The following is a 23,834-nucleotide window of genomic DNA, read 5'->3' as shown; positions in this document are numbered from 1 at the left end:
ACCCTTCAAGAATTGTTGGGCCGGCGACGGCAAACGCGTTCAACGAGAGTGCCACCGATGGCTGGCAGCAATGCGAAAAGCATGAGCTGCGGTGTCTCCGTCAGCGCCAACAGGCCAGACATGAGGAAGGCGACCAATAATCCTGCCAGCACCCCGGCTGCATAGGGCAGATAATCCTTCAAGAAAGCCTCCGTCTTGTGCTGATCTCAAACAGAAGGGGCATTATTGGCTTGAGATAGAGATCTTTGCGGTATCGGCAATGGCTGGTGCGGCCGAACCTCAGGTCGTCCGATCGGTTTATCCGGAATGCCACCACGTTGGTTTACGGGGCAGGTCGACCCAAACGACGTGAGCCGGTGCACGTGTTTTGCAGGAGACGACCGATTTCTTTCGCGCTATGAAGACTGACCGCATATCCCCGCTACATCCGACACCGAGGTCCTTCACATGGCTTTGAAAATCCTTTTCGTTGGCGGTACCGGGCAGATTTCATATCCATGCGTCGAGCGCGCCGTGGTTCAGGGCCACGATGTCAGCGTCTATAACCGCAGTTTGAGAGGCGACCCGTTGCCTGCGGGGGTTACTTCGATCGTCGGCGATCTCGCGGCGCCCACCTATGCGGACTTGGCCAAGACCAATTATGACGTCGTGTGCCAGTTCATCGCCTTTACGCCCGATCAAGTCGCGCGTGACATCGATGTGTTTTCTGGGCACTGCGGCCAGTACATCTTCATCTCTTCGGCTTCGGTTTATGAAAAGCCGCCGCGCCATTATGTGATTACCGAGCAGACACCGGCGATCAACCCCTACTGGCGCTATAGCCAGGACAAGATTGCCTGCGAGACGCTGCTCAAGAATTCCGAGAATCTCGCCTGGACCATCGTCCGTCCCAGTCACACCGTTCGCACCGGCCTGCCGATCATGATGGGCGACAGCGATGTCATGGCGAGACGCATGCTGGATGGCGAGCCCACCATCGTGGCGGGCGATGGCCATACGCCCTGGACGCTGACACGCTCGGTTGATCTCGCAGTGCCCTTTGTCGGGCTTTTCGGTAAGCCGGCGGCGTTGAACGAGATCTTCCACATCACCTCCGACCGCGCTCATATCTGGAATGATATTCAAAAGACGATCGCCAGATTGTTAGGCGTCGAGGCCAGGATCGTCCACGTACCGACAGACACCTTGATTAAGTACAATCCGGAATGGGTTGGTCCGTTGCTCGGTGACAAGGCATGGTCGGCGATCTTTGACAATTCAAAGGTCAAAAGCCTGGCAGGCGACTTCACCTGCGCCGAAAGCCTTGATGAAATTCTGGCGGAGCCGATCATGCATCTCAAGCAGCGCCTGGCCAAGAATCGCCCGCCAAGGGGCGATCTCGATGCTTTGGTCGATCGGATTTGCGCTGCGCAAAGCGCTCTCGGCTAGGCAGGTCCTCGTAGAGCAACTTTCCGAAAGATCCGGCGCAGAGGGTCGTGCCCGCGCTGATCATCCGGACTTGCGATGTTGCCGATCTCGACAGTCTGTCGGATTGGCTGGAAAACAATCATACCGACCTGATCGGCGGATTGAGACTTGGCTGGCGACCCGAGGGCCGGTGAGGGTGGCACGGCATGCCGTTCACAAAAATATCCCTGCCTAAGCGTCCTAAAACATGATGGAGGTCGCGCCGGGTGAGGATCTCGGCAATGATGGCCAACTGTTTTCCACTCCGATCCTATCAGGCCATGCTGTTCATTCCGCTTCCCTTCGTCGTTGCTCTTCTGCTGCTCATCCTCTTCGTCACCGTTCTCAGGCGCGACGAGGAGGCGCAGCCCAACCGGCCGTTTCTGGCACTGATCCTGCTTGCCGTGCTGCAATCCGTCCTCTCCGGCCTGCGCTGGGGCTACGGGGTGCAGGCGGTGAGCGTGATCGCGCCGGTCACCGCGGCGATGGTGCCGCCGCTTGCCTATGCCGGGGTTTCCAGTCTGGTGAGGACGAGCCGGCGGCCGCTGCCGGCACGGATTACGCTGCATGCCGTGCCCGCTGCCGTCATCCTCTTGTTGATGGTGGTCTGGCGGGATGTGATCGATCTCGCGCTGGTGCTTGTTTTCGTCGGTTATGCCCTGGCGATCCTGCTTCTGATGCGGCCGGGCGCGGATGCGCTTCGGCTTGCGCCCTTCGAGGGAGCAGTGCCGGCCTATCGGGCCATCATCTTCGCGGCGGCGGCGCTGTGCCTGTCGGCCTCGGTCGATATCTTCGTCTTTTTCGATTTCACATGGGCACATGGCGAGCATGCGCTGACGCTGATCAGCCTCAGCAATCTCGCCGTCCTCGTCATCCTTGGCATCGCGGCAGCCGCCGCCAGCCGAAGCCAGGCGCCCGCCGAGACGGCGGAGGCTGCGCTGAAGTCCGAAACGGCCGAGGATAAGGAGACGATCGCCACCGTCGATGCACTGATGGACGCGAGGAAACTCTATCGCGACGCCAATCTCAATCTCGACCGGCTGGCCCGCAAGGCGGGCATTCCCGCCCGCCAGATCTCGGCGGCGATCAACCGGGCGATGGACAAGAACGTCTCGCAATATGTCAATGACTACAGGATCGGCGAGGCCTGCCGGCTGCTTGCCGTGACCCAGAAATCGGTGACCGAGGTGATGTTCGAGGTCGGCTTCCAGACCAAGTCCAACTTCAACCGCGAATTCCGTCGCGTCACGGATATGACGCCGGTTGCCTGGCGGGAGAAGAAGGCAGAGCGGTGAGGAGCAGGCCCGACGGGCTTTGGTCCTCGTCAGGTTCGCTTGCCTATAACGCCCAAATGATGTTCGCTGCCTGGTTCATCGGTCCTGTTCCTTCATGAAAATTGTCGCCGCGCTGCCGGCGACCTGATGCGGGATTTCCTAGCATGAACATTGCGGGTGCCAAATTCGCGATCGATGAATAAGCGCCATACATATTTGTATCTTTGGCTCGTAGGTACTGACGTTATCGAATGTCTAAATCCCATTCGTGTGGATGGTCATTGCCGTACAATTCCGCAATTATGAACGACGTGCCGAGCCGGCCCTGCGCCGGGGGATGGATGGAGGTCGCTGCCACACATATCTTCTCCCAGCGGGGAGAGGCGCTGGCAGGCGAATGAAGGGGTGAGCAGTGGAACTGCGAATGCTCGGAGCGTAAGCGAAGGGCAATGAGGGGCGTGCCGTGTGGCCCGTTCATCCGACCCTCCACCGACGGGGAGGCTCGACCCGTCCCACGGACTCCCGGAGAAGAAGCGAGCAAGCCTCAGCCTCCGACAATTGCCGCCACCACGTACACAATCGCGATCGAGGACTGTCAGAAACGCGTTCGAGGTCGCGGTTTTGCTGCCGTTGGTTATTCTGGCGGCATGAACACGATATCAGAACATGATCGAGACCTTGCCGCCAAGCTGAGATCACTTTCGATCGAGCCTGCGCCCCTCAAGACAGAACCGCCGCAGCCCCGTGTCCGGCGGCGTGTGATCCCCGGAGCAAAGCTGGCCCTTGCCGCGACCGCATCGCTGGCGGTGGTTCTTTTCTATTGGCCCGATACGCTGGAGCGCATCGAGACTGTGCTTGCGGGTTTCATAGGCAAGGACGAGGCCGCAATATCCATCGATGGAACCGACGTGCCCGCCGCCGGTCCGATCCGGGCTCTGCCCTCCAATAACCCAGCGGACAGGGCATTGCCGCCCCGGGAAGTCACCGGCTCCGGCTACGTCGTGGCACCCGAAATAGCGACCGTCTTCTCCAAATATGAGGGCCGGATCATTGCCGTCGAAGTCGATGCGGGGGACAGAGTCGTAGCGGGCCAAGTGCTGGTGCGGCTCGATGATGCCGGCGCCCGCTTTGCGCTTCAAGGCGCCGAGATCGCCGGGCAATCGGCGGAGCTGGCGCTGACGGCGAAGACTATTGAATTGGCGCAGGCGCGGTCTTCGCTCACGCGGATCGGGCGGCTTGCCGGGCGCGATGCGATGTCGGCGCAGACGCTGGAGGAGGCGAAGACGGCGTTCGACACTGCCGAAAATACCGCCCTGCAGGCACGGCAGGACGTGGCCAAGGCCGATCTCGATATCGACAGGGCGCGCGAGCAGGTGGAGGCGCTGACCGTCCGGGCGCCGATATCAGGCACCGTCACGCGGCTTACCGCGCATGTCGGCGACACCGTGCTGTCGCGCGAGGACAGCGTGCGGGAGAATGAAAGCCTGCTTGCGATTGCCGACATGGCAAACATGGTCATCGATGCCGATGTGGCCGAGGCGAATATCGCGTTGATGCGGCCAGGCTTGCGTGGCGAGGCGGTGCTCGACGGCTTTCCCGACCGGCCCTTTGCGGTGGAAGTAGCGAAGATCGCTCCGATGATTTCGCGCGAGAAGGGGACGGTGACGCTTCGCCTGTCACTCTCCGCGCCGCCGCCAGACATGCGCCCCGCCATGGCCGCGCGCATCCGCCTTGTGGTGGGTAAGGCCGCGGATACCACAGACAATCAGCAAGGAGCAGAGCGATGACCGACACTCAGGAACCCTATATCGCGCTTCGTGGCGTCAGGAAGGCATTCAGGATGGGCGCGGAGACGATCCCGATCTTTTCCGCGCTCGACCTTTCGATAGGACGCGGCGATTTCGTCGCCGTCATGGGCCCGTCTGGCTCTGGGAAATCGACACTGCTCAACATGCTCGGCGGCATCGATAGTCCCGACGCAGGGGAGATCAGGATCGGCCGCAGCCATCTCGAGCAGATGGGCGAAGGCGCCAGAGCCGCCTGGCGGGCACACAGCATGGGCATTATCTTCCAGTTCTACAATTTGCTGCCGATGCTGAATGCGGGCGAGAATATCGAGCTGCCGCTGCTGTTGAAGCCGCTCAAGCGGAAGGAGCGGCGGGCGCGAGTCGAGACAGTCATGGATCTGGTCGGACTCTCCGGGCGGCAGCGGCAGTTTCCATCCAGCATGTCCGGCGGGCAGCAGCAGCGCGTCGGCGTCGCCCGCGCCATCGTCGGCGATCCCGACCTCTTGCTCTGCGACGAACCGACCGGCGATCTCGACCGGAAGTCTGCAAACGATATCCTCGAGATGCTCGGCTTTCTTAATCAAGAACTGCGGAAGACCATCATTATGGTGACGCATGATCCCGAGGCGGCTTCCTTCGCCCGGCGCACGCTGCATCTCAACAAGGGCGAATTCGTCGAGCAGGAAAGGTTGGCCCAATGACCTTCTTCCAGCTGATGCGCCGCAATGCCTGGCGCAAGCCGCTCAGGGCCACGCTTCTGATGTTCTCGGTCGGCGTCGCCTTCCTGATCTATGGGCTGACGGCGAGCTTCCTCAGCGGCTCGCAAGGGGCGGCCGGGGCGAGCGATACGCTGCTCGGCGTCTTCAATAGATCGGGGCGGGCGCAGCCGCTGCCGCTTGCCTATCTCAACAGGATCGCCGCCGATAGCGATGTCGCCGCCGTCGCCTACATGACGCGCATGCGGGGCTTCGTCGATGTCGAGAAGAATGTCGTGATGACGAGCGCGGTCGATCCACGATTGATCGCCGCGGCCAATGGCGACGAGCTCGGGCTGACGTCGCAGCTGATATCAGCGCTGGAAGAGGGTCGTGACCGGGTGCTGGTCGGCCGGGCGCTGGCGGAGGCGCAAGGCTGGTCGGTCGGCCAGCGCATCGGGGTCACCAGCCACCTGACAAGGGAAGACGGCAGCCGCAACTGGAGTTTTGAGATCGCCGGCATCTTCGAAGGGGCCGACGCCAGCACCGACACCTATTTCATGATCGCCCGCTATGATGCCGTCAATGCGGCGCGCGCCCGCGGCAAGGATACAGTCGGTGGCTTCGTGGTGCGACCGCGACCGGGCGTTTCATCCGGCGTGCTGGCGACAAGGATCGACGCGCTGTTTGCCAATTCGGCGGCACCGACGCGCACTCAATCGGAAAAGCTGTTCCTCGAGGCTTTCTTGCGGCAGTTCGCCGATATCGGCCTGATCGTCAGCCTCGTCGTTGGCGCCGCCTTCGTGACGATCCTGATAATCGTGGTCAACACCATGCTCTTTGCCGTGAGGGAGCGCAGCTTCGAGATCGGCGTCATGAAGGTGCTCGGCTTTTCCAGGGGGCGGATCATTGCGTTGATCCTCGGCGAGGCACTGTTCGTCTTCGCCGTCGGCGGGGCGGGCGGGCTCGTTCTCGCCAAGCTCGCGACGCTGTTTGCCGGGCCGGAATTCGGCCTCGCCTTCACTTCGTCCGTGCTGCTGAAATCCGTCGCCATCATCGCCGGTCTCGGCCTCCTGACTGGATTGCTGCCTGCCGCCAATGCCACGCGCCTGCCCATCGTCAACGCCTTCAGATCGAGATAGTCCAATGTCATCAGCGCTCAAGCAGATCTTTCTGATGATCAGAGTCAATCTCGGCAGCCTGCCGCGGCGGGTGTGGATCTCGCTGTCGATGGTGTTGTCGGTGGCCCTGGTGGTGGCGGTGCTTGCGGGTTTTCTCGCCATGGCCAGGGGCTTTGAGGCAGCCCTTCAAGACACGGGGTCGCCTGGCATCGCCGTCATCCTCGGCGGCGGCACCAACCAGGAGATCGGCTCGGATGTGCCGGCCGAAGCGATCCGCAGCCTGACCGCCGCAACCGGCGGGATCGGCGTGGCGCGGAATGCAGCGGGCGGCATGGCGCCCGCCGGCGGATTGGCGCTGTCGCGCGAGATCGTCGTTCCCGTCGATGTCGTGAGGGCCAGCGACGGCGCAGAGCAGACGCTGTCGCTGCGGGGCATGGATCTGGCCGGCTCTGCTTTACGCGACCGCGCGGTGCTCTCCCAAGGGCGGCTGTTTTCACCAGGCGCCCGCGATATCGTCGTCGGCGCCCGCATCGCCGATGAATTCTCCGGCTTCGCCGTCGGCGACAAGGTGCGGCTCGGTGCGGTGGACTGGACAGTCGTCGGGCATTTCACCTCCGGCGGCAGCGCCTTCGAATCCGAGATCTGGGCGGATCTGGAGGCGGTGCAATCGGCCTTCGACCGGCAGGGACAGGTGCAGAGCCTGCGCGTGCGTCTCGATGGAGCAGGCGGGTTGCCTGCGTTGCAGGAGCATCTCTCCGCATTTCCCGGTGCGCCGCTCACCGCCCTCTCCGAGGCCGATCTCTATGCCGCGCAATCTGAGCGTACCGCGAGCCTCGTCCGCCTGTTCGGCTGGCCGCTGGCGCTGTTGATGGCGGTCGGGGCAACCGCCGGCGCTTTGAATACGATGATGAGCTCGGTCTCCGACCGCGCGATAGAGATCGCCACGCTCCGCCTGCTCGGCTTCGGCCGCCTGCCGGCCTTCACTGCCACCTGGGTCGAGGCCGTGGCTCTCTCGATATCAGGCGCCGCCCTCGGCATCCTCGCCTCATGGCTCGCCTTCAACGGCTGGCAGGCCAGCACTATGGGCGTCAACAACACCAAGATGGCCTTCCAGCTCGACGTCACCACCGACGTCGCGCTCACCGCGGGCCTGCTGGGACTTGCGATCGGCATAATCGGTGGCGCGTTGCCGGCACTTGCGGCGACACGGCTGCCGCTGACCTCGGCTTTGCGGGCGAGAGGGTAGAGGCTGGCTGTCTAAATCTTCCGGGCGGGTCACATCATCACGGCGACCGTCCTGATCGGCCCCAAGGAGACATCCGCGCCGCCTCATCTGTGCGGCCCACGGAAACTGTGGCATAACTGAGCCATGGCAATGAATGTCTTGGCGGTCCATCGCGACACGGTCGGGACGGAACAGGCGGCAGGCAATTCGCTTGCCGCCGCCTATTCCGTGGGCGTTCTCTGCTGGCTGCTGTCGGCCGGCGTCTATATCGCGGCGAAATGGGTTTCTACTGAGATGCCGCCCTGGGCGCTCTGCTTCTGGCGCGTGCTGATCGCCTTCGCGATCCTGATGCCGATCGTGCGCCGGCATTTCGGCGACATGGTCGCGCTGGTGCGGGCTCGCGCCCTCGAACTGCTTGCGATTGGCGGTGTGGGACTGGCGATCTGCCAGGGCATGATTTTTGTCGGTCTCGAACATGCCGATGCCACCACTGCCGGCATCATCATCGCCCTGATCCCGATCATCACCATGATCCTTGCCCGTTTGATGCTAGCCGAGCCGATGGGACGCTGGCAGGTAATCGGATCGATCTTGGCCTTTCTCGGGATCTTGGTCATCATCATCAAGGGCAGTCCGGCCGCGCTGATGCGGCTCGACTTCAACCCGGGTGAACTGTGGATCGTCGCTGGCGCGTTCTGTTTCAGCCTCTATACCGTCCTGCTCCGCCGCGCGAAATTCGATATGAATCGCCTTGCGCTCCTGGTGCTGCTGCTCGGCGCGGCGGTGCTGACGGCGCTGCCCTTCTACCTGTTCGAGCTATTCTCAGACGAGCGCTCGACGCTCAACGGCAGCGGGCTCATCGCGCTCGCCTATGTCGCGATCCCCGGCGGGGCGGTCATGTACTACCTCTTCAATCGTAGTATCGAGGCCCTGGGAGCGGCTCGGGCCGGTGTCCTCCTCTACATTCAGACCATCTTCATCGCCGTGCTCGCCTATCCGATCCTTGGCGAGCAGTTGCAACGCTATCACCTCGAAGGCGCGGTACTCATCATCGCCGGCTTGCTTCTCATCATCCTGCTGAAGCCGAAGATCAAGGCCGAAGCGGCTACTGCATAATTCCTTAAATCGGGATCGATCTAAGGATAAAATTATGCAGCAATTCAAAGTGCTACAGCGTCCTTTGCGCGTCTGAAAAGACGCGCGGCGCTGTAGGTCCTGAGGTCTCCCCATCGCTGCGACATGGTTGCCGCTGACCTCGGCTTTGAGGGCGAGGGGGGTAAGGTTCACCTTGGAGTGCGCCTTTCGCTTACGCTCAAGGCGTTCGTCGCTGGCGCTCCTCACGTCTTGAGCGCAAGCGAAGGCAAGAATCACATGGCGTACAGACCGAAGGCGACGTGCGCCTCGCGCAAACACGCCGCGATTATTCACCTTGAAGCCGCCGATTTCTCGGCCCAAGTTGTAACTTTCGTCACACCAGGCCATTGCCTGTGGAATAAGGTCCGCGAGGCGCGCATTGCCCCATTGACAACATCTTATCGCCTTTTTGCCGTGGCCGGTTGCCCCCGCCGCCTGCGATCGGCCGATCCTGGGCGATCCCGGCGGCGACATTAGCGATCCGACGAATAGGGCAACATGGCGATATGACAGTCTACTATGTGAACTCAGCGACTGGCTCCGACCGCAACGGTGGAACGGGCCAGAACTCGGCTTTTGCGACTTTGTCCAAAGTGGAATCCTTGAAACTGAAACCCGGCGACAGCGTGCTTCTTGCCAAGGGGAGCGTGTTCAACGAGCAGTTCGATATCAAATATTCCGGCAGCGAGAGTGCGCCGATCAAGATCGGCAGTTACGGGACGGGCGCTGCGCCCGTCATCCACAGCAGCGGCGACGGCATCCACAGTCTCTATGCCTCGAACATCGTCATCGAGAACCTGAAGATATCGAATACCGCAGGTGCGGGCATCTATGGCGGCAGTGTCACGAACTGGACGGTCCGCGACATCGAGATCGCCAAGACGGGATTGTCCGAAAACGCAGGCGCCGTCACCTTCCGGAGCAGCAAGAACGTCACGATCGAAGACAGCAAGATTTCGGACGTCAGAGGCGACGGCTTCTGGATCGAAAAGGTGACAGGCATCAAGCTTCTCAACAATACCGTGACCAATGCCCATGGGGCGACGGCCGATGCCGTGCAGATGAACGACAGCAGCAACATTCTGATCAAGGGCAATCATGTCGACCAGACGCATGCCGATAGCCCGAAGGGCGTCATCGCTCTCGTCAGGCCGGTGAATGCCGTGGTCGAGGATAATACGCTCACCGGCGGTGGCTTCGGCATCAGCGCGCAGGCCGGTAAGAATGTTGCCATCCGCGACAACGACATATCGGGTTTTCACGGCTACAGCTGGTCCTTTGCCGTGGGTCTCGGCGACACGGGCGATACGAGAGACTACGATATTGCGGGCAACCACATCCATGACGGCGCCTGGGGCGTGGTCATCTCCGCTGCCGGCAGCCCGAGCTATGACCGCACGAATATCAAGGTCCACGACAATGTCTTCGACGACCTCTCACAGGCGGCGTTGAAGGTCGACAGGCCGGCAACCGGCTCCTTTTCCAACAATACCATCGAGAGCGGCATCAAGGCCACCAGCATATCGCCTGATATCGTCGACGCGCACACCTTCTCCGTCAGCAACAACCATACGGTCACCAATGTCGAGACGGCGCTGGCGAGCCCGGTTGCCAAGACTGCCGCGGCGACGGAGGCGGCCGTCGATCCGGCAGTTGACGCTGTTCATGACAATTTGAAGATCCTGACCGATACGGGCGCTGCCCATCATGGCAATCTCCTCGAAAACGACAGCTCGGACAATGACACCCTGGCGCTTCGCCGCTTCGGGGACGAAGCCGTCGGCAAGCACGGCCTGACGCTGACCGGGGAATACGGCGACATCCACGTGGACCGGGAAGGCAACTATGCCTACACGCTCGATGAAACGAAGCTCCCTGACCATAGCGGACATGTGAGCGAGTCCTTCAGCTACGGGATCAACGATGGAAGCTCGCATCATAGCGACGGGGATACGCTGACCGTCTTCATCCATTTGGATGGCTTGCTAAGCTGAGGTGAGGGTGCCGGGAGCGGCGCTACGCCGGGAGGCGTTCCTTCCGGGGAGGCGTGGCTCCCCCGGGGAAGCGTTGCTCTCGCCTCCACGTGGCTCCGCAGCGTTCCTCATCCGGCTGCCGCCGGGCGAGGGTAAGGGGCTGCAATAAGGCCCCAACCTTTCCGGCTTGCGACTGACCTGAAACAGGACGTCTCACCTCCTGCGACCATAGGTCGCCGAGGCGGCCGATTACCATTCATTCACCTTTTGGTCGTTATTTAGTAGATTATTTTCGTATAAGTTGTCATTTTCAGGATACCGCCTCCGCCAGGCGTTCTCGGGACCAAGGCAGGCCGACAGGGTCTGCCGACCGTCGTGAAGGCAATTCGAAGGCCACGGCCTTTAGCCCCGACCGCATCCGATCCACGCGTCGCAGCCGATCCAGACGGCTGCGCGGCAATTCGAGAATAAGGCGATATGACAATCTATTATGTGAATCCGGCGATAGGCTCCAACGGCAACAGCGGAATGAGCGAGGATACGCCGTTTTCGTCGTTCTGGGCGGTGGAAAACTTGAAGCTGCAGCCAGGCGACAGCGTGCTGCTCGCCGCCGGAAGCGTGTTCAACGACCAGCTCGATCTGAAATATTCCGGCACAGTGAGTGCCCCGATCACCATCGGCAGCTACGGGGTCGGCGATGCACCGGTCATTCATAGCCCCGGCGATGGTATTCACAGCCTTTATGCATCGAATATCGTCATCGAGAACATCAAGATCTCGGATACCGGCGGCGCGGCCATCTATGGCGGCTATGTTTCGAACTGGACCGTGCGCAACGTCGAGGTCGATCATACCGGTTTGGCGGGCAAGTCAGGTTCCGTCACGTTCAGGACCGGTTCGAACATCACCATCGAAAACAGCACGATCAACGACGTGAACGGCGACGGCGTCTGGATCGAGAAGATCAACGGCGTCAATTTTCTCAACAACACCGTCACCAACGCCCACGGCACCGCCGCAGATGCCGTGCAGATGAACGATAGCAGCAACATCGTGATCAGCGGCAATTACCTCGACCAGACGGGTGCAGCGACGCCGAAAGGCGTCATCGCGCTCGTTCGGCCTGTCAATGTCCTGGTCGAGGACAACGCGATTATCGGTGGCGGCTTCGGGATCGGCGCACAAGCCGGAACCAACGTCGCTATCCACGACAACGATATTTCAGGTTATGGCGGCTACAGCTGGTCCTATGCCATCGGTCTCGGGGACCAGGGCGACACGCGGGACTACGATATCTCGGGCAATTACATCCATGACGGCGTATGGGGCGTGGCGATCAGTGCCGCCGGCACGACCAGTTACGTTCGCGAAGATATCAATATCTACGGCAACGTTTTCGATGACCTGTCCTCAGCGGCGCTGAAGGTCGACAGGCCGGCATCTGGCTCGTTCCACGACAATGTCATCGCCAGCGATGTCACGCCCTACAGCATCTCCCCCACCATCATCGCCGCGAACACCTTTCCCGTCAGCAACAATACGACGCTCGACGAGGCCCAGGCGACGATGCTTGCGAGCAGCGATAGTCTCGCGGTCGGCGATGTGACGCACACGGACACGGCGCCTGCGCTTGTCGCAAACCATGACAGTCTGAAAATCGCCTCCGATCTGGACGCCGCCCATTACGGCAATCTCCTCGAAAACGACAGCTCTGCCAATGGCACCCTACTGCTTCGCCGCTTCGAGGGCGAATTCGTCGACAAGGACGGCGTGACGCTGACCGGCCGATACGGCACCATCCATATCGACAGTGACGGCGATTACACCTATACGGCCGATGCGGCGAAACTCGCCGGGCTCAGCGGAGACGTGAGCGACACCTTCCACTACAAGATCTCCGATGGGACTTCGCTGCATTTTGACACGGATACTTTGAGCGTCTCCATCCATGTGAATGACTTGCCGAGCTGATAGGGATGCCGGCAGCAAATGGCGTTGCATCATCGCCGCGGCAGTCCGCCCGGCACTTGCGAAGTCTCATTGATCGCCGAGCAGGATCCTGATGACGTCGACTTCGATTTCCGCGCAGATGATCTCGTATTCGGTGATAATTGCGGGATCGGCCGATCTATCCCGGCGCATGCGATCGAGGACGGCGCAGGCTTCGCCGTAGGCGCCGCATAATTCGTAAAAATGGGGCTGGCTCGCCGCGGCTGTTCTGATCGTTGCCCGCGTCGCAGGCAGCCTCATCATCAGCCTGGCCAGCCCCTGTTCCGCGGCTTGTCGGGTGATATGGGCTACGCCTTCTTTCCTGACCATACCGTCATTCCTCGCTGCCTGTGTTTTCCCATTCAGGGGGTACGCAACACCCATCCCCTGAGTAGTACGCAGGAATGTTGCATCTGGTTTCATGCCGGATGAAGGATTAGCGTCTCAGTGCTGCGCGTCTTCGACCGAGCTCGGCATCGCGGGACAATCGGCACAGCAATCCGACAGCCGGTGCTACCAGCGCAGGAGGCGAGGCCCGAGGAGGGCGCCGATTGCACCGGTCCAGAGGATGCCGAGCGAATACCAGAGGGTGACGAAGGGCAGGCCGTTTTCCGTGCAGAACCAGGAATAGACCCAGGCGCCGGATGCGCCGGCGGCAATGCCGGCGATGAAGCCTGTGATGCCGAGGTTGCTCGGCGCCCCGCCACGGAGAACCCAGGTATTTGCAATTAGGACCGGCATGGCAAAGGCAAAGATCAGCAGCGGGCAATGCAGGGCGGAGGAGCCGAGCACCAGCACGGGGTAACTTGCGGCCGGGGATAAAGCGAGCTGGATGACCGCCATGACGGCGAGAGTGAGTATGATGGCCGTGGCAATTCCGAAAAAGCGGCCTTCCGAGCCATCCGGCCGGGACAGGCGGTAAACGGCTGCGAAGGCGGCAATTGCGAGCAGGGCATTGTAAGCGGACTTGATCCAGAAGACCGGCAGCATCAGAGCCTGCGCCATATCGGTGCGAAGGCCGACGACCATAAGCATCAGCAGCAGCGAGACTGCTAAGGCCGGCAGGATGGCGAGCGCGAAGCGCCGTTCGAGCGCATGTCTCGGCACCGGCTTCAGATCCCGGACAAGGCTGTCGATCACATCCTCAGTCTCTCTCACATTCCACCTCGCAATCTTGCCGCCAGCGCCTTGATGCCCCTGTGAACGCCGACCTTGACCGCCGATTCCGACTGTCCGGTGCGGCTTGCCGTATCGGCCACCGACTGCCCCTCGAGCTTGATCTGCCGGATCAGCTCCTGCTGGTGCTGCGGCAGGCCGTTCAACAGCCGTTCGACATCCATGCGCGCTGCAATCGCATCCTCCCTGAAGTCGTCTTCGATCTCCTCGTCCAGCTCCATTTCCGCCTTGTACCGGCCGCCATGCTTTCGGTGGTGGTCGATCAGCTTGTAGCGGGCAATCGAGAAGAACCACGCGGTGAACGGCCGCTCCCTGTCATATGTCGCCCGGCGCGAATGCAGCGCCAGCAACGTCTCCTGCACGAGATCCTCCGTGTCGGATTTCGCGGTCGTGCCGATCCGCCCGCCGTAATAACCGACGAGCAGCGTCCGCAACGTCACGAGCAGACGTCGATAGGCTGCCTCGTCCCCATCGAGAGAAAGAAGCATCAGCATCTTCAGTGCTTGTTCCGAATGGGTGCTCGTCATGTCGTCTGCAATATCATTCGGGTGGATGAAGCTTTGGTTACACGCGGTTCAAAAATGTTCCGGCGGCAATTCAAAGTGTACAGCGTCCTTTGCGCGTCTCCAAAAGACGCGCGGCGCTGTAGCGCTATCACATAAGCGTGAGGCTGTAACCGTCTTCGCAAGGAGATCGAATTCAGGTCTGTGAGCCGTCGGCGGGTGCCGGCGGGCATATCAATCGATCCGAGGAGACCCTCATGACCAAGATCCTTTCCAGCCTTGCCGCCTGCAGCTTCGTCATCAGTCTGTCGCTTGCCGGCGCCGCCAGCGCCCAGAGCAGCGATGCCATGAAGAACGACAGCATGAAGACCGACGCGATGTCGAAGGACGCCATGTCCAAGGATGCAATGTCGAAGGACGCAATGTCGAAGGACGCAATGGCGACCGGCAGCACCAAGGCCGACTGCATGCACAATGCCGGCATGGAGAAGGACACGATGAAGAAGGACACGATGATGAAGGCCTGCGACGCGATGAAGTAAGTTTAGCCGCGGCCGCTGAAACTTTATCGTCGGCGGCCGCGTCTTTTCTCGCGAAGACCTTTCATGTCGATCCGGAGGAACTACGATGGCCACGACCGATGCCGGCATGGCGAGTGGGCGAACGCTCTTCTACCGCCATGGCTTACTGGTGCGTCTGTCGCACTGGGTAAACGTGCTGTGCATGACGGTGCTGTTGTACAGCGGCCTGCAGATATTCAACGCACATCCGGCGCTCTATTGGGGCCAGTATGGCGCCAACGACGATCCGTCCTTCATTTCGATGGAGGCGGAACAGGAAGGTGATGCGCTGAAGGGCGTGACGCGCATCGGCGGATTGAGTTTCGACACGACGGGCGTTCTCGGGGTTTCGAATGTCGACGGCGAGGCTGCAGTGCGGGGTTTTCCGAACTGGCTGACCTTGCCGAGCTATCAGGATCTGGCATCGGGCCGGCGCTTGCATTTCTTCTTTGCCTGGCTGTTCGTCATCAACGGCTTCATTTATCTCATCTATGGTTTCGTCAGCCGGCATTTCCGCCGCGATCTGCTGCCGGCGGCCGAAGAGCTGAAGCCGTCGCATCTCGGTCACGAGATCGTCAGTCACGCCCGGCTGCGCTTTCCCAAGGGGGCCGAGGCCCGCCACTACAATACGCTGCAGAAACTCGCCTATGTCGCCGTGATCTTCCTGCTGCTGCCGCTGATGATCGGGACGGGACTTACCATGTCGCCGGGCTTCAATGCGGTCGCCCCATGGCTGCTCGATCTGTTCGGCGGCCGACAATCGGCCCGCACGCTGCATTTCCTGACCGCCTTCTCGCTGGTCGCCTTCGTCGCCGTGCATGTGGCGATGGTACTGGTCTCGGGCGTGTTCAACAATCTGCGCTCAATGGTCACCGGTTATTACGACATCGGGCAGGGAGGAAAGTCATGAGCCGTATCATTACCAGGCGTCGCTTCCTGATCGGCGCGACCATGACAGCATCGGCGCTGGGGCTTGCCGGCTGCGACGCGCTCGTTGAAAGCGATCGGACGAAATCGGTGCTGAAGATCGCCGAAGGCTTCAGCATGAAGACGCAGCGCTTCCTGCTCGGCGACGACGCGCTCGCCCGGGAGTTCACCGAAGCCGATATCTCGCCGACCTTCCGCGCCAACGGCACGAGCATGCCCGACAATGCACGCTATATCGACTGGATGAACCAGCGGTTTTCGAGCTGGAAGCTCGAGGTCGGCGGGCTGGTCGACAGGCCGATGCAGCTGTCGCTGGCGGATCTGAAAGCCCTGCCGGCCCGCACGCAGATTACCAGGCATGACTGCGTCGAGGGCTGGAGCGCGATCGGCAAGTGGACCGGCGTGCCGCTCAGTGCGCTGCTGCAAGCGGCGGGTCTCAAACCCGAAGCCCGCTACATCGTCTTCCACTGCGCCGACGAATACGAAAAGACGCTCGACGGCAGCGGCTGGTATTACGAAAGCATCGATCTTGTCGATGCGTTCCACCCTCAGACGATCCTTGCCCACACCATGAACGGCCGCGATCTCGAAGTCGCCCACGGCGCGCCGCTCAGGCTACGGGTCGAGCGCCAGCTCGGCTACAAGCAGGCAAAATACCTGGCCGGCATCGAAGCCGTCGCCGATCTCGGCCAGCTCTACGGCGGCAATGGCGGCTTCTGGGAGGATCGCGGTTATGAATGGTATGCGGGCATATAGGCGGCGGTCATAGTGCCCGTCCCAGTTCTATCAGGTCGAGAGCGAAAGCGTCTGCCTCGCACCGCCAGTGCTCGAAATGGCCGCCGAGGTGCAGGCGGGCGGCAGCCGGCGCACGACGGCGGCGTTGACGTTGGCGCCACCTAGGGCGATCCCGGGTTCCAGCAAGGTCGTCATCGCCTCAAAAGATTCATTTGGACCCTGAGTTCAATATTTGCCGAACAATATCTGCCTCGCCGCTGGTGCTTTCGAAAAAGAACGCAGCGGAACACGGCGCCCGCAGGACAGACAGGGAAGCCGGATCGGGGTCCGGAAGAATAGTGGCGGTGGGACCTCGAAGTGGCGGTAGCGGTGAGCCTGAACTGCGCAAGGCTATAAGGTAGGAGGTAGGCGGCATAGCCTCGCTGAATGCGGTGTTATCCCAAGTCACGGTGAGGGTATGAGGCGCCGTGCCACGCAGAACTTCCTCGACCACGATCTCCAAGCGCGCATAGTCAGTCATAAAACTGTTCGCCTTCCCGAGAAGTTCCCGGACTTTGCCACTACTGTGGGCGAGGAATTCCTGATGTCGTTTCCTCGCCTCGGGGTCGAGAACCAACGTGTATTTCGTCACGCGACCAACGACCACGACGTCTGCATATGAAACATCGTGTAGGTCCATGGGGGCAATATCAATACAGGCACTGGTCGGCCCGGCTGCCAGCATGGCTCCGAGATTGAAGAGCGCAACAATCCCAAAGCCTCGCATCCTCATCCTCCATCGCTCAATACCCTGGTCTGAACCGGGAAGCATCGACACCCCGATTGACTCGAAGATTTTGTATCTTGTCTTAGCGAAGTTGCAATACGGGCCTTCGCGGATGGCGATCTACAGCTCCGGCCATGCATTCCCCACGTTACCTGCGCTCAGGCAGAGAGACCGATCGTGATGCTGGCGGACAGCACGCCGCCATCGAGCTTTTCGAAATCGAAGATGTGATCGGCGGCGTCTTCGGGCATGATGCCGTCCTCGTCATTGCGCGTATCGCGGGCAGGGCGCCCGAGATAGTCAGGATGCTCGCCATAAATGATGTCGCTCAGCGCATCGTCGAAATAGATCTGGCTTACGAGAAGCTCCTTGCCGTCGACAGGGATGCGGCAATGAACGTGCGGCGTACGGCCCTGGTACCATCCGGGATAGGCCGTCAGGAAGCTTGCCTGCCCGTTTCCATCCGTCAGCTGGCGGCCGCGAAAGGCGAGCCCGCTAATCGCCTCGGCATCGCCAAGCGTACACATCTCCGCAGCCTCGCGGCCGGAATAGATGCCGCGGTGATCGGTATGCCAGATTTCGATATCGGCATTTTCGATCGGCCGGCAATCGGCGGCATGGACAATACGAACCGCGAGCCGCAAAGGCAGCCCGGTCTTTCCTTCCGAGACGTCCTGACGGGTGGGAATATTGTTGACATGGCAAGGGCCAAGGGTCTGGGCGACGGTGACGATGCAGTTCGGACGGCTGCGGAAGAGCGGCTCGGGCAGCTTTTCCAGGGCGATCGACTTTGTGCCGCCGCTTACGAAATCGGTTCCCCTCCAGTCGAATGTCCTGGCGGCAACAGTGATAGGCCGCCGTGGCCAGATTGCCGCCGCAGCCACGAATGATGCGACAATAGCCGTACCTCCAAGCACAAGGGTTCGCCTTTTCACCTATTTTCCTTTCCTGAAGAGGCAGGATTTAAGGAGGATGCGCGGGAAACTCCAATTAAATCCAGGCAATGATCGATGGCAACGCGATCATCGGCGTCAGATGTCTGCCGAGACAGTAGGCTGCTGTCCAGAGGCGGCGATTCTGTCCCGCGCATTGACGAGAAAGCGTATTCTGCCGATGCTAGCACACGGATGGGTTGCTCTAAGCTATCCACTGGGGTTCGTCGCAAAAATGCAGGGTAACGCTTTGAATTGTTGTACATTCTTTGAAACGACTCCAGATTTGAATTATGCAGAAGGTATCCGAAATTCGTTGCTGATCCGGGGCAGAGGCACATGGAACCAACCCACTTATTCGAGCTCGTCATCGCGATGTTTCTGGCGATCATTGCGCTGCACTATGCCGCCCACCGGCTCGGACTGCCGCCGTCCGTCGCGCTGCTGACCGGGGGCGCCTTGCTGGCCTTTGTACCGGGGTTGCCGGCGATATCAGTCGATCCGGAACTGGTGCTCGTCATCTTCCTGCCGCCGCTGTTGATGGACGGCGCCTGGTCCATTGCGGTGGCGCGGTTGCGCCGGCACGTGATCGGCATCGCCTCGCTTGCCGTCGGCGCGGTGTTCTTCACCTGCGCGGTCGTCGCCGTCGTCGCCCATCTCATCTTTCCATCGATTCCCTGGGCAGCTTGCGCCGCACTCGGCGCGATCATTGCGCCGCCGGATGCGGTTGCAGCGCGTGCCGTGCTGCAGCGCGTCAGGCTGCCGCGGCGGCTTCAGATTCTGCTGGAAGGCGAGAGCCTGCTCAACGATGCGAGCGGCCTGGTGCTCTTCCGTTTTGCCGTTGCCGCTGCCGTAACGGGCGCCTTCAGCGCGGCGGAGGCGGGCGGCAGTTTCCTCGTGCTGGCGCTCGGCGGCGCCGTCATCGGCATCGTGGTGGGAACGGCGTGGTTCAAGCTCGTCCGGCGCCTCGACGACGAATATCTCGTCATCGCGGCCTCGGTGCTGCTTTGCTGGATTGCCTATCTCGCCGGAGAGCAGTTGCATGTTTCCGGCGTCATCGCCACCGTGACCGCGGGTCTTATCATGAGCTGGCACCAGCACACCGTGCTGTCAGCCGCAATGCGCGTGCGCGGCACTTCTTTCTGGACGGTGATGATCTTCCTGATGGAAGCGGCGGTTTTCATCCTGATCGGGCTGTCGCTCCGCGATGTCGTCGAACGCGGCGGCGGCTTTACCACCGTAATCGCGACGATGGGGCTACCGATGCTGGCGATCCTCGTCGCACTCGTTCTGGCGCGTTTTGCCTGGGTCTTTGCCTGGGATTTCGTCGTCAGGGTCTGTGCTTCCCAGGGCTTCGCACAGGCCCAACCGCTCGGCGTCGGTGGCGCTGCCGTGCTCAGTTGGGCGGGCGTGCGCGGCGTGGTGACGCTCGCTTTGGCGCTGAGCTTGCCCGAGGGGTTCCCGGGCCGCGACTTCATCCTCGCTACCTCCTTCGCGGTCATTCTCGGGACGGTGCTCATTCAGGGCACGACATTGGGGCGGGTGATTGCCTGGGCGCGGCTGGTGGAGCCGGAGTCGGAACATGCGCGCCTGACGATGAGCCAGGCCGAAGCCGCCATGGCGCAGGCGCAGTTCGGCATCGTCCAGAGCCTGGCCTATGACGTGGAAGGAAAACTCATCCACCCGCAATTGCTGGAGCGCTACCAGCGCCGCGCCACGTCGATCATCGACTACGCCGAGAAAACCGAGCAATACATACCGGTGCTCCATGCGCATTTCGACGTCATTCTCGAAGCGGTTGCCATCGGGCGTCGGGAACTCATACGCCTCCATCGCGCCGGCGAGATCGACGACGAGACACTGCTGGAGCTGGAACGGGATCTCGATCTCGAGGAGCTGAGCGCGATCTCGGCCAAGGCATGAGGTTCAGCGCCTCGCGCCTTTGACATCATCTTCAACGCATTGCGATATCGAGGCTGATGTAAGCCACGGCCTGAAGGTCCTGCGCTATATTGCGATCTGTTCGCCGAGTTCGACGACGCGGTTGGACGGCAGGTTGAAATAGTCGGAGGGATCGATCGCCAAGCCTTCCAGCGCCATGAATATGCGCTCTTGCCAGCCGGGCAGCCCGGTGTTCGGCGTCCTGACGAGGTTCCGGCGGCCGAGATAGAAGGAGGTCCTCATGATCTCGAACTTGAAGCCGCCCTCGCGGCAGAGAGCCAATGCCCTGGTGACATCGGGGTCGTCCATGAAGCCAAAGGTGATGTCGAGGCGCACGAAGCGCGGTGAGAGCTGGCTGATCTTGATGCGGCGGCTGTCGGAAACATAGGGTTCGTCCTCGGTCCAGACGGTCAGGATAACATTCTGTTCGTGGAGCACGTGGTTGTGCTTGAGATTGTGGAGCAGCACGTTCGGCGTCCGGTCCGGAACGCTGGTCAGGAAGACTGCCGTTCCAGGAACGGTGACGGGGGAATGGTCCGACTTTCGCTCGATCGACCTGATGAAGGAATCGAGCGGGATCTCGTTGTTGGCCCGCAGTCTCTTCAGATAGGCCTGGCCTCGGGTCCATGTCCACATCAGGATCATGATCGCCAGCGCAAGGGCGACCGGAACCCAGCCGCCATCGTAGATCTTCAAGAGATTGGCCGCCAGGAACATGACTTCGATGGTGAAGAGCGGCAGCAGCCAGGCGGCGGCGTGCACGAGGGAGTAGCCCCAGACGACCCGAAGGAACTGGAAGACCAGCATCGTCGAGATGACCATGGTTCCCGTCACGGAAATGCCATAGGCCGTCGCCAGCGACTCGGAGTCGCCGAAGGAAAAGATCAGCATCAGCACGCCGACCAGCAAGAGAAGATTGACGGCCGGCACGTAGATCTGGCCGGTGTTGGTCTCCGACGTGAACTTGATCCTGAGCCTCGGCAGGAAGCCGAGGTGAACCGCCGAGCGGGACAGCGAAAATGCGCCTGTTATCACCGCCTGGCTGGCGATGATCGTTGCCATCGTCGCCAGGAGGACCATCGGCGGCAAGGCCCAGTCGGGATACATCAGAAAGAACGGGTTGCCGGCCGTTTCGGGATGGGCGAGAACCAGCGCGCCTTGCCCGAGGTAGTTCAGCAACAATGCGGGAAAGACGAGCACGAACCACGCCATCTGGATTGGGCGGCGTCCGAAATGCCCGAGATCGGCGTAGAGCGCCTCGGCACCCGTCACCGTCAGAAAAACGGCGCCAAGCACGATGAGGCCGACGCTGCCGGCATGGGTGAGGAACAGGAATGCGTTGGCCGGATTGAGTGCCGCCAGGATCCCCCAATCGTCGCCGATATGGATCAGGCCGCCCGCCGCCATGGCCAGAAACCACAACACCGTGATCGGCCCGAAAAGCTTGGAAACGGCGGCCGTTCCCCTCGACTGGACGGCAAAGAGAACGATCATGATCGCCGCCGACGCAAGCGGGACGTATTCGGCAAAGGCGGGCGTGATCAATTTCAGGCCTTCGAGCGCCGACATGACCGACAAGGCAGGCGTGATCATCGCATCGCCGATGAAGAGGGCGGCGCCGATCAGGCCGGCGAAGAAGAGCACCGGCACGTTTCGCCCCATCTTCTTCATCAGGAGGGCGAGGAGCGACAGCGCGCCGCCTTCGCCGTCATTGTCCGCCCTGAGAAGGAAGAGCACATATTTGAAGGTCACGATGATGGTCAGCGTCCAGACCATCAGCGAAATGAGACCGATGACCTCGGTTTCGTGTATGCCATCGGCGGCAAAGGGCCTCAGCGCCTCGCGGAAGGCATAGAGCGGGCTGGTGCCGATATCGCCATAGACGACGCCGACCGCGCCGATGACCAATCCGACAAAGCCCTTCCGGCCGGCGCCATCTCCCGTCTTATCCATATGCGTCGACGTCATGCTTCCCCGCTCATGCCATTTGCCTATGAGCACAAACATATGCCGCATTGCAGAACGGCAAGCAAATTGATGCGGGTGCGAATTTTTTATGTGGAGCGGAGGCGGATGCGGGATGGGGAGGGTGGCCTTGTGATCCGTTCAACGTCGTCAATTCACATCCCCTTGTGATCGCGCTGTTGCATGGTAATAAGGATGCATGACCTGCGTCCTGAACCTTTCGAGCTTCTATTACACGCTGCTCCCATAGAGCGGCGCAAGGTCATATTCCTGACACTCGAGACGCCGTACGGTCGGCGGCACGTGTGTCAACAGAAGGTCTCCGGCCTCATCGGCTCAAATGGAGACCCTCGTGACACTGTCCTCTCAGCCCACCGGACCCAGATCCGACTTTCTTCGTATTCTGAGCGAGCGCGGCTTCCTGCATCAATGCACCGACTTGGAAGCGCTCGACAGCTGGCTTTGTTCAGGAGCCGGCACGGCCTATAACGGCTTTGATCTCACCGCCGACAGCTTGCATGTCGGCCATCTCATTCCGATCATGATGCTGCGGTGGTTCCAGAAGACCGGTAACAAACCCATCGCTTTGCTCGGCGGTGCGACAAGCCGCTTGGGCGATCCGAGTTTCCGCGACACGTCGCGTCCTTTTCTCAGCCAAGAGGAGATCATGAAAAACTTGATCGGCATCCGGAAGGTCTTCGAGCGCTTCCTCGCTTTCGGGGACGGCCCGACCGATGCTGTCATGGTCAATAATGCCGACTGGTTGGGCGGGCTCAATTATCTCGATTTCCTGCGCGATACCGGGCCGCATTTTTCAGTCAACCGGATGCTCACAGCGGAGAGCGTGCGCCAACGGTTGGAACGAGACCAATCGCTGTCATTGCTGGAATTCAACTACATGGTCATGCAGGCTTACGACTTCCATGTTCTCGCAGAGAGCCGCGGCTGCCTGCTTCAACTGGGTGGCTCCGACCAGTGGGGCAATATCGTCAGCGGCGTCGAATTTGGACGGCGGATTGGCGGGCGAGCGCTGTTTGGATTGACTGCCCCGCTGCTGACGACGTCGTCGGGTGCGAAGATGGGCAAGAGCGTTTCGGGCGCGGTTTGGCTGAACGCCGATCGCTTGTCGCCTTATGAGTTCTGGCAATTCTGGAGAAATGCGGGGGATGCCGACGTGGGTCGTTTTCTTAGGCTGTTCACCGAATTGCCCTTAAGTGAAATTGCACGCCTCGAAGTGCTCCGGGATTCCGAGATCAACGAAGCGAAAAAGATCCTTGCCGACCAAATCACGAGCCTGTGTCATGGGGCAGATGCGGCAGCGCAAGCTTCCGAAACTTCCCGGCGCACTTTCGAAGCAGGCGAGGTGCCGACGGGTCTTCCGACGATCAATCTCCCGGATAGCCTTGGCGGTGATTTTCCGTTGGTCGACGCTATGGTCGTTGCCGGGCTCGCCAAGTCGAAAAGCGAAGCACGTCGATTGATCGTCGGCGGCGGTGTGCGGGTGAACGGCGGCAACGTGAACGACGAGACAATGCGGCTTGGCGACACCGACGTCCAGGACGGAGTGATCCGGCTCTCGGTCGGCAAGAAGCGACACGTCCTCCTTCAGCCGGTTTAGCGTGGTCTGTTCATTGGGGAATTCGAACACCTGCCGCGCTCCCCATTGATACAAGTTTGGTGTGGCA

The 23,834-nt window shown here is 61.0% G+C and carries 22 protein-coding genes; 14 read left to right on the top strand and 8 right to left on the bottom strand.

What is annotated here, in order from left to right; all coding sequences use genetic code 11:
• Window positions 1–5: 5 nt before the first annotated feature.
• Complete coding sequence (locus HFO99_RS04670) at window positions 6–182, bottom strand: hypothetical protein (protein WP_222331674.1); 177 nt, start codon at window positions 180–182, stop codon at window positions 6–8.
• Between the two features lie 265 nt (window positions 183–447).
• On the opposite strand from HFO99_RS04670, the gene HFO99_RS04665 reads away from it, so the two are divergent.
• The 9 genes from HFO99_RS04665 (at window position 448) to HFO99_RS04625 (ending at window position 12,626) form a co-directional block, all read left to right on the top strand.
• Window positions 448–1,428, top strand: a complete 981-nt coding sequence (locus HFO99_RS04665) for an SDR family oxidoreductase (protein WP_222359605.1) — start codon at window positions 448–450, stop codon at window positions 1,426–1,428.
• A 260-nt stretch (window positions 1,429–1,688) separates the two neighbouring features.
• Window positions 1,689–2,741: a helix-turn-helix domain-containing protein gene (locus HFO99_RS04660; protein WP_222331676.1), complete on the top strand. Its 1,053-nt coding sequence runs from the start codon at window positions 1,689–1,691 to the stop codon at window positions 2,739–2,741.
• Between the two features lie 626 nt (window positions 2,742–3,367).
• On the top strand, window positions 3,368–4,507 hold the full coding sequence (locus tag HFO99_RS04655; RefSeq protein ID WP_261322994.1) for an efflux RND transporter periplasmic adaptor subunit: 1,140 nt from the start codon (window positions 3,368–3,370) through the stop codon (window positions 4,505–4,507).
• Window positions 4,504–5,208, top strand: coding sequence for an ABC transporter ATP-binding protein (locus HFO99_RS04650; protein ID WP_222359603.1), 705 nt, complete (start codon window positions 4,504–4,506; stop codon window positions 5,206–5,208). Before HFO99_RS04655 ends, HFO99_RS04650 begins: the two co-directional genes overlap by 4 nt.
• Complete coding sequence (locus HFO99_RS04645; protein WP_222359601.1) at window positions 5,205–6,344, top strand: ABC transporter permease; 1,140 nt, start codon at window positions 5,205–5,207, stop codon at window positions 6,342–6,344. The genes HFO99_RS04650 and HFO99_RS04645 overlap by 4 nt, the downstream gene beginning before the upstream one ends.
• A 4-nt stretch (window positions 6,345–6,348) precedes the next feature.
• A complete protein-coding gene (locus HFO99_RS04640) occupies window positions 6,349–7,569 on the top strand; it encodes an ABC transporter permease (RefSeq protein WP_222359599.1) in 1,221 nt (406 codons plus the stop codon).
• A 123-nt stretch (window positions 7,570–7,692) separates the two neighbouring features.
• The gene (locus tag HFO99_RS04635; protein ID WP_222359597.1) at window positions 7,693–8,664 is read left to right on the top strand and encodes a DMT family transporter; all 972 of its coding nucleotides are present in this window, start codon (window positions 7,693–7,695) and stop codon (window positions 8,662–8,664) included.
• Between the two features lie 524 nt (window positions 8,665–9,188).
• On the top strand, window positions 9,189–10,676 hold the full coding sequence (locus HFO99_RS04630; RefSeq protein WP_222359595.1) for a right-handed parallel beta-helix repeat-containing protein: 1,488 nt from the start codon (window positions 9,189–9,191) through the stop codon (window positions 10,674–10,676).
• A 456-nt stretch (window positions 10,677–11,132) separates the two neighbouring features.
• Window positions 11,133–12,626: a right-handed parallel beta-helix repeat-containing protein gene (locus tag HFO99_RS04625; RefSeq protein WP_222359593.1), complete on the top strand. Its 1,494-nt coding sequence runs from the start codon at window positions 11,133–11,135 to the stop codon at window positions 12,624–12,626.
• 66 nt (window positions 12,627–12,692) lie between these two features.
• Here HFO99_RS04625 and HFO99_RS04620 read toward each other — a convergent pair whose 3' ends face one another.
• The 3 genes from HFO99_RS04620 to HFO99_RS04610 all read right to left on the bottom strand — a co-directional run bounded on the left by HFO99_RS04620 (window position 12,693) and on the right by HFO99_RS04610 (window position 14,347).
• Window positions 12,693–12,974, bottom strand: coding sequence for a nodulation protein (locus HFO99_RS04620; protein WP_130785932.1), 282 nt, complete (start codon window positions 12,972–12,974; stop codon window positions 12,693–12,695).
• A gap of 183 nt (window positions 12,975–13,157) precedes the next feature.
• Window positions 13,158–13,802, bottom strand: coding sequence for an NrsF family protein (locus HFO99_RS04615; protein WP_222359591.1), 645 nt, complete (start codon window positions 13,800–13,802; stop codon window positions 13,158–13,160).
• Window positions 13,799–14,347: a sigma-70 family RNA polymerase sigma factor gene (locus HFO99_RS04610; protein WP_222249614.1), complete on the bottom strand. Its 549-nt coding sequence runs from the start codon at window positions 14,345–14,347 to the stop codon at window positions 13,799–13,801. The genes HFO99_RS04615 and HFO99_RS04610 overlap by 4 nt, the downstream gene beginning before the upstream one ends.
• A 233-nt stretch (window positions 14,348–14,580) precedes the next feature.
• Between HFO99_RS04610 and HFO99_RS04605 the strand changes: the two genes are divergently transcribed.
• The 3 genes from HFO99_RS04605 to HFO99_RS04595 all read left to right on the top strand — a co-directional run bounded on the left by HFO99_RS04605 (window position 14,581) and on the right by HFO99_RS04595 (window position 16,566).
• Window positions 14,581–14,865 (top strand): pentapeptide MXKDX repeat protein, encoded by a 285-nt coding sequence (locus tag HFO99_RS04605; protein ID WP_222359589.1) that lies wholly within the window; start codon window positions 14,581–14,583, stop codon window positions 14,863–14,865.
• A gap of 85 nt (window positions 14,866–14,950) precedes the next feature.
• Entirely contained in the window at window positions 14,951–15,793 is an 843-nt protein-coding gene (locus HFO99_RS04600; RefSeq protein ID WP_222359587.1) for a cytochrome b/b6 domain-containing protein, read from the top strand.
• A complete protein-coding gene (locus tag HFO99_RS04595; RefSeq protein ID WP_222359585.1) occupies window positions 15,790–16,566 on the top strand; it encodes a molybdopterin-binding protein in 777 nt (258 codons plus the stop codon). Before HFO99_RS04600 ends, HFO99_RS04595 begins: the two co-directional genes overlap by 4 nt.
• Before the next feature lie 30 nt (window positions 16,567–16,596).
• Here the strand turns inward: HFO99_RS04595 and HFO99_RS04590 are convergent, their stop codons facing one another.
• The 3 genes from HFO99_RS04590 to HFO99_RS04580 all read right to left on the bottom strand — a co-directional run bounded on the left by HFO99_RS04590 (window position 16,597) and on the right by HFO99_RS04580 (window position 18,246).
• Window positions 16,597–16,740 carry a hypothetical protein gene (locus HFO99_RS04590; RefSeq protein WP_222359584.1) on the bottom strand — a complete coding sequence of 48 codons (144 nt, stop codon included), beginning with the start codon at window positions 16,738–16,740 and terminating at the stop codon, window positions 16,597–16,599.
• A gap of 13 nt (window positions 16,741–16,753) precedes the next feature.
• Complete coding sequence (locus HFO99_RS04585) at window positions 16,754–17,311, bottom strand: hypothetical protein (protein ID WP_222359582.1); 558 nt, start codon at window positions 17,309–17,311, stop codon at window positions 16,754–16,756.
• A gap of 158 nt (window positions 17,312–17,469) precedes the next feature.
• A complete protein-coding gene (locus HFO99_RS04580; RefSeq protein WP_222359580.1) occupies window positions 17,470–18,246 on the bottom strand; it encodes a protocatechuate 3,4-dioxygenase in 777 nt (258 codons plus the stop codon).
• Between the two features lie 336 nt (window positions 18,247–18,582).
• Between HFO99_RS04580 and HFO99_RS04575 the strand changes: the two genes are divergently transcribed.
• Window positions 18,583–20,166, top strand: a complete 1,584-nt coding sequence (locus HFO99_RS04575; RefSeq protein ID WP_222359578.1) for a Na+/H+ antiporter — start codon at window positions 18,583–18,585, stop codon at window positions 20,164–20,166.
• 84 nt (window positions 20,167–20,250) lie between these two features.
• Here the strand turns inward: HFO99_RS04575 and HFO99_RS04570 are convergent, their stop codons facing one another.
• Window positions 20,251–22,152, bottom strand: a complete 1,902-nt coding sequence (locus tag HFO99_RS04570) for a potassium transporter Kup (RefSeq protein WP_222359576.1) — start codon at window positions 22,150–22,152, stop codon at window positions 20,251–20,253.
• Window positions 22,153–22,501: 349 nt separating this feature from the next.
• Here HFO99_RS04570 and tyrS point away from each other — a divergent pair, with 349 nt between their 5' ends.
• The gene (gene tyrS / locus HFO99_RS04565; RefSeq protein WP_222359574.1) at window positions 22,502–23,767 is read left to right on the top strand and encodes a tyrosine--tRNA ligase; all 1,266 of its coding nucleotides are present in this window, start codon (window positions 22,502–22,504) and stop codon (window positions 23,765–23,767) included.
• The last annotated feature ends 67 nt before the right edge of the window (window positions 23,768–23,834 follow it).

The sequence above is a fragment of the Rhizobium leguminosarum genome, from assembly GCF_019798305.1.
Taxonomy (GTDB): domain Bacteria; phylum Pseudomonadota; class Alphaproteobacteria; order Rhizobiales; family Rhizobiaceae; genus Rhizobium; species Rhizobium leguminosarum_U.
Note: the sequence above shows the minus strand (reverse complement) of the source record. Positions and strands in the feature narration are given on the sequence as shown.

Coding starts and splice junctions, on each gene's coding strand:
- HFO99_RS04665 (WP_222359605.1), top strand. CDS start 448: ATGGCTTTGAAAATCCTTTTCGTTGGCGGTACCGGGCAGATTTCATAT.
- HFO99_RS04660 (WP_222331676.1), top strand. CDS start 1,689: ATGATGGCCAACTGTTTTCCACTCCGATCCTATCAGGCCATGCTGTTC.
- HFO99_RS04655 (WP_261322994.1), top strand. CDS start 3,368: ATGAACACGATATCAGAACATGATCGAGACCTTGCCGCCAAGCTGAGA.
- HFO99_RS04650 (WP_222359603.1), top strand. CDS start 4,504: ATGACCGACACTCAGGAACCCTATATCGCGCTTCGTGGCGTCAGGAAG.
- HFO99_RS04645 (WP_222359601.1), top strand. CDS start 5,205: ATGACCTTCTTCCAGCTGATGCGCCGCAATGCCTGGCGCAAGCCGCTC.
- HFO99_RS04640 (WP_222359599.1), top strand. CDS start 6,349: ATGTCATCAGCGCTCAAGCAGATCTTTCTGATGATCAGAGTCAATCTC.
- HFO99_RS04635 (WP_222359597.1), top strand. CDS start 7,693: ATGGCAATGAATGTCTTGGCGGTCCATCGCGACACGGTCGGGACGGAA.
- HFO99_RS04630 (WP_222359595.1), top strand. CDS start 9,189: ATGACAGTCTACTATGTGAACTCAGCGACTGGCTCCGACCGCAACGGT.
- HFO99_RS04625 (WP_222359593.1), top strand. CDS start 11,133: ATGACAATCTATTATGTGAATCCGGCGATAGGCTCCAACGGCAACAGC.
- HFO99_RS04620 (WP_130785932.1), bottom strand. CDS start 12,974: ATGGTCAGGAAAGAAGGCGTAGCCCATATCACCCGACAAGCCGCGGAA.
- HFO99_RS04610 (WP_222249614.1), bottom strand. CDS start 14,347: ATGACGAGCACCCATTCGGAACAAGCACTGAAGATGCTGATGCTTCTT.
- HFO99_RS04605 (WP_222359589.1), top strand. CDS start 14,581: ATGACCAAGATCCTTTCCAGCCTTGCCGCCTGCAGCTTCGTCATCAGT.
- HFO99_RS04600 (WP_222359587.1), top strand. CDS start 14,951: ATGGCCACGACCGATGCCGGCATGGCGAGTGGGCGAACGCTCTTCTAC.
- HFO99_RS04595 (WP_222359585.1), top strand. CDS start 15,790: ATGAGCCGTATCATTACCAGGCGTCGCTTCCTGATCGGCGCGACCATG.
- HFO99_RS04590 (WP_222359584.1), bottom strand. CDS start 16,740: ATGACGACCTTGCTGGAACCCGGGATCGCCCTAGGTGGCGCCAACGTC.
- HFO99_RS04585 (WP_222359582.1), bottom strand. CDS start 17,311: ATGCGAGGCTTTGGGATTGTTGCGCTCTTCAATCTCGGAGCCATGCTG.
- HFO99_RS04575 (WP_222359578.1), top strand. CDS start 18,583: ATGGAACCAACCCACTTATTCGAGCTCGTCATCGCGATGTTTCTGGCG.
- HFO99_RS04570 (WP_222359576.1), bottom strand. CDS start 22,152: ATGACGTCGACGCATATGGATAAGACGGGAGATGGCGCCGGCCGGAAG.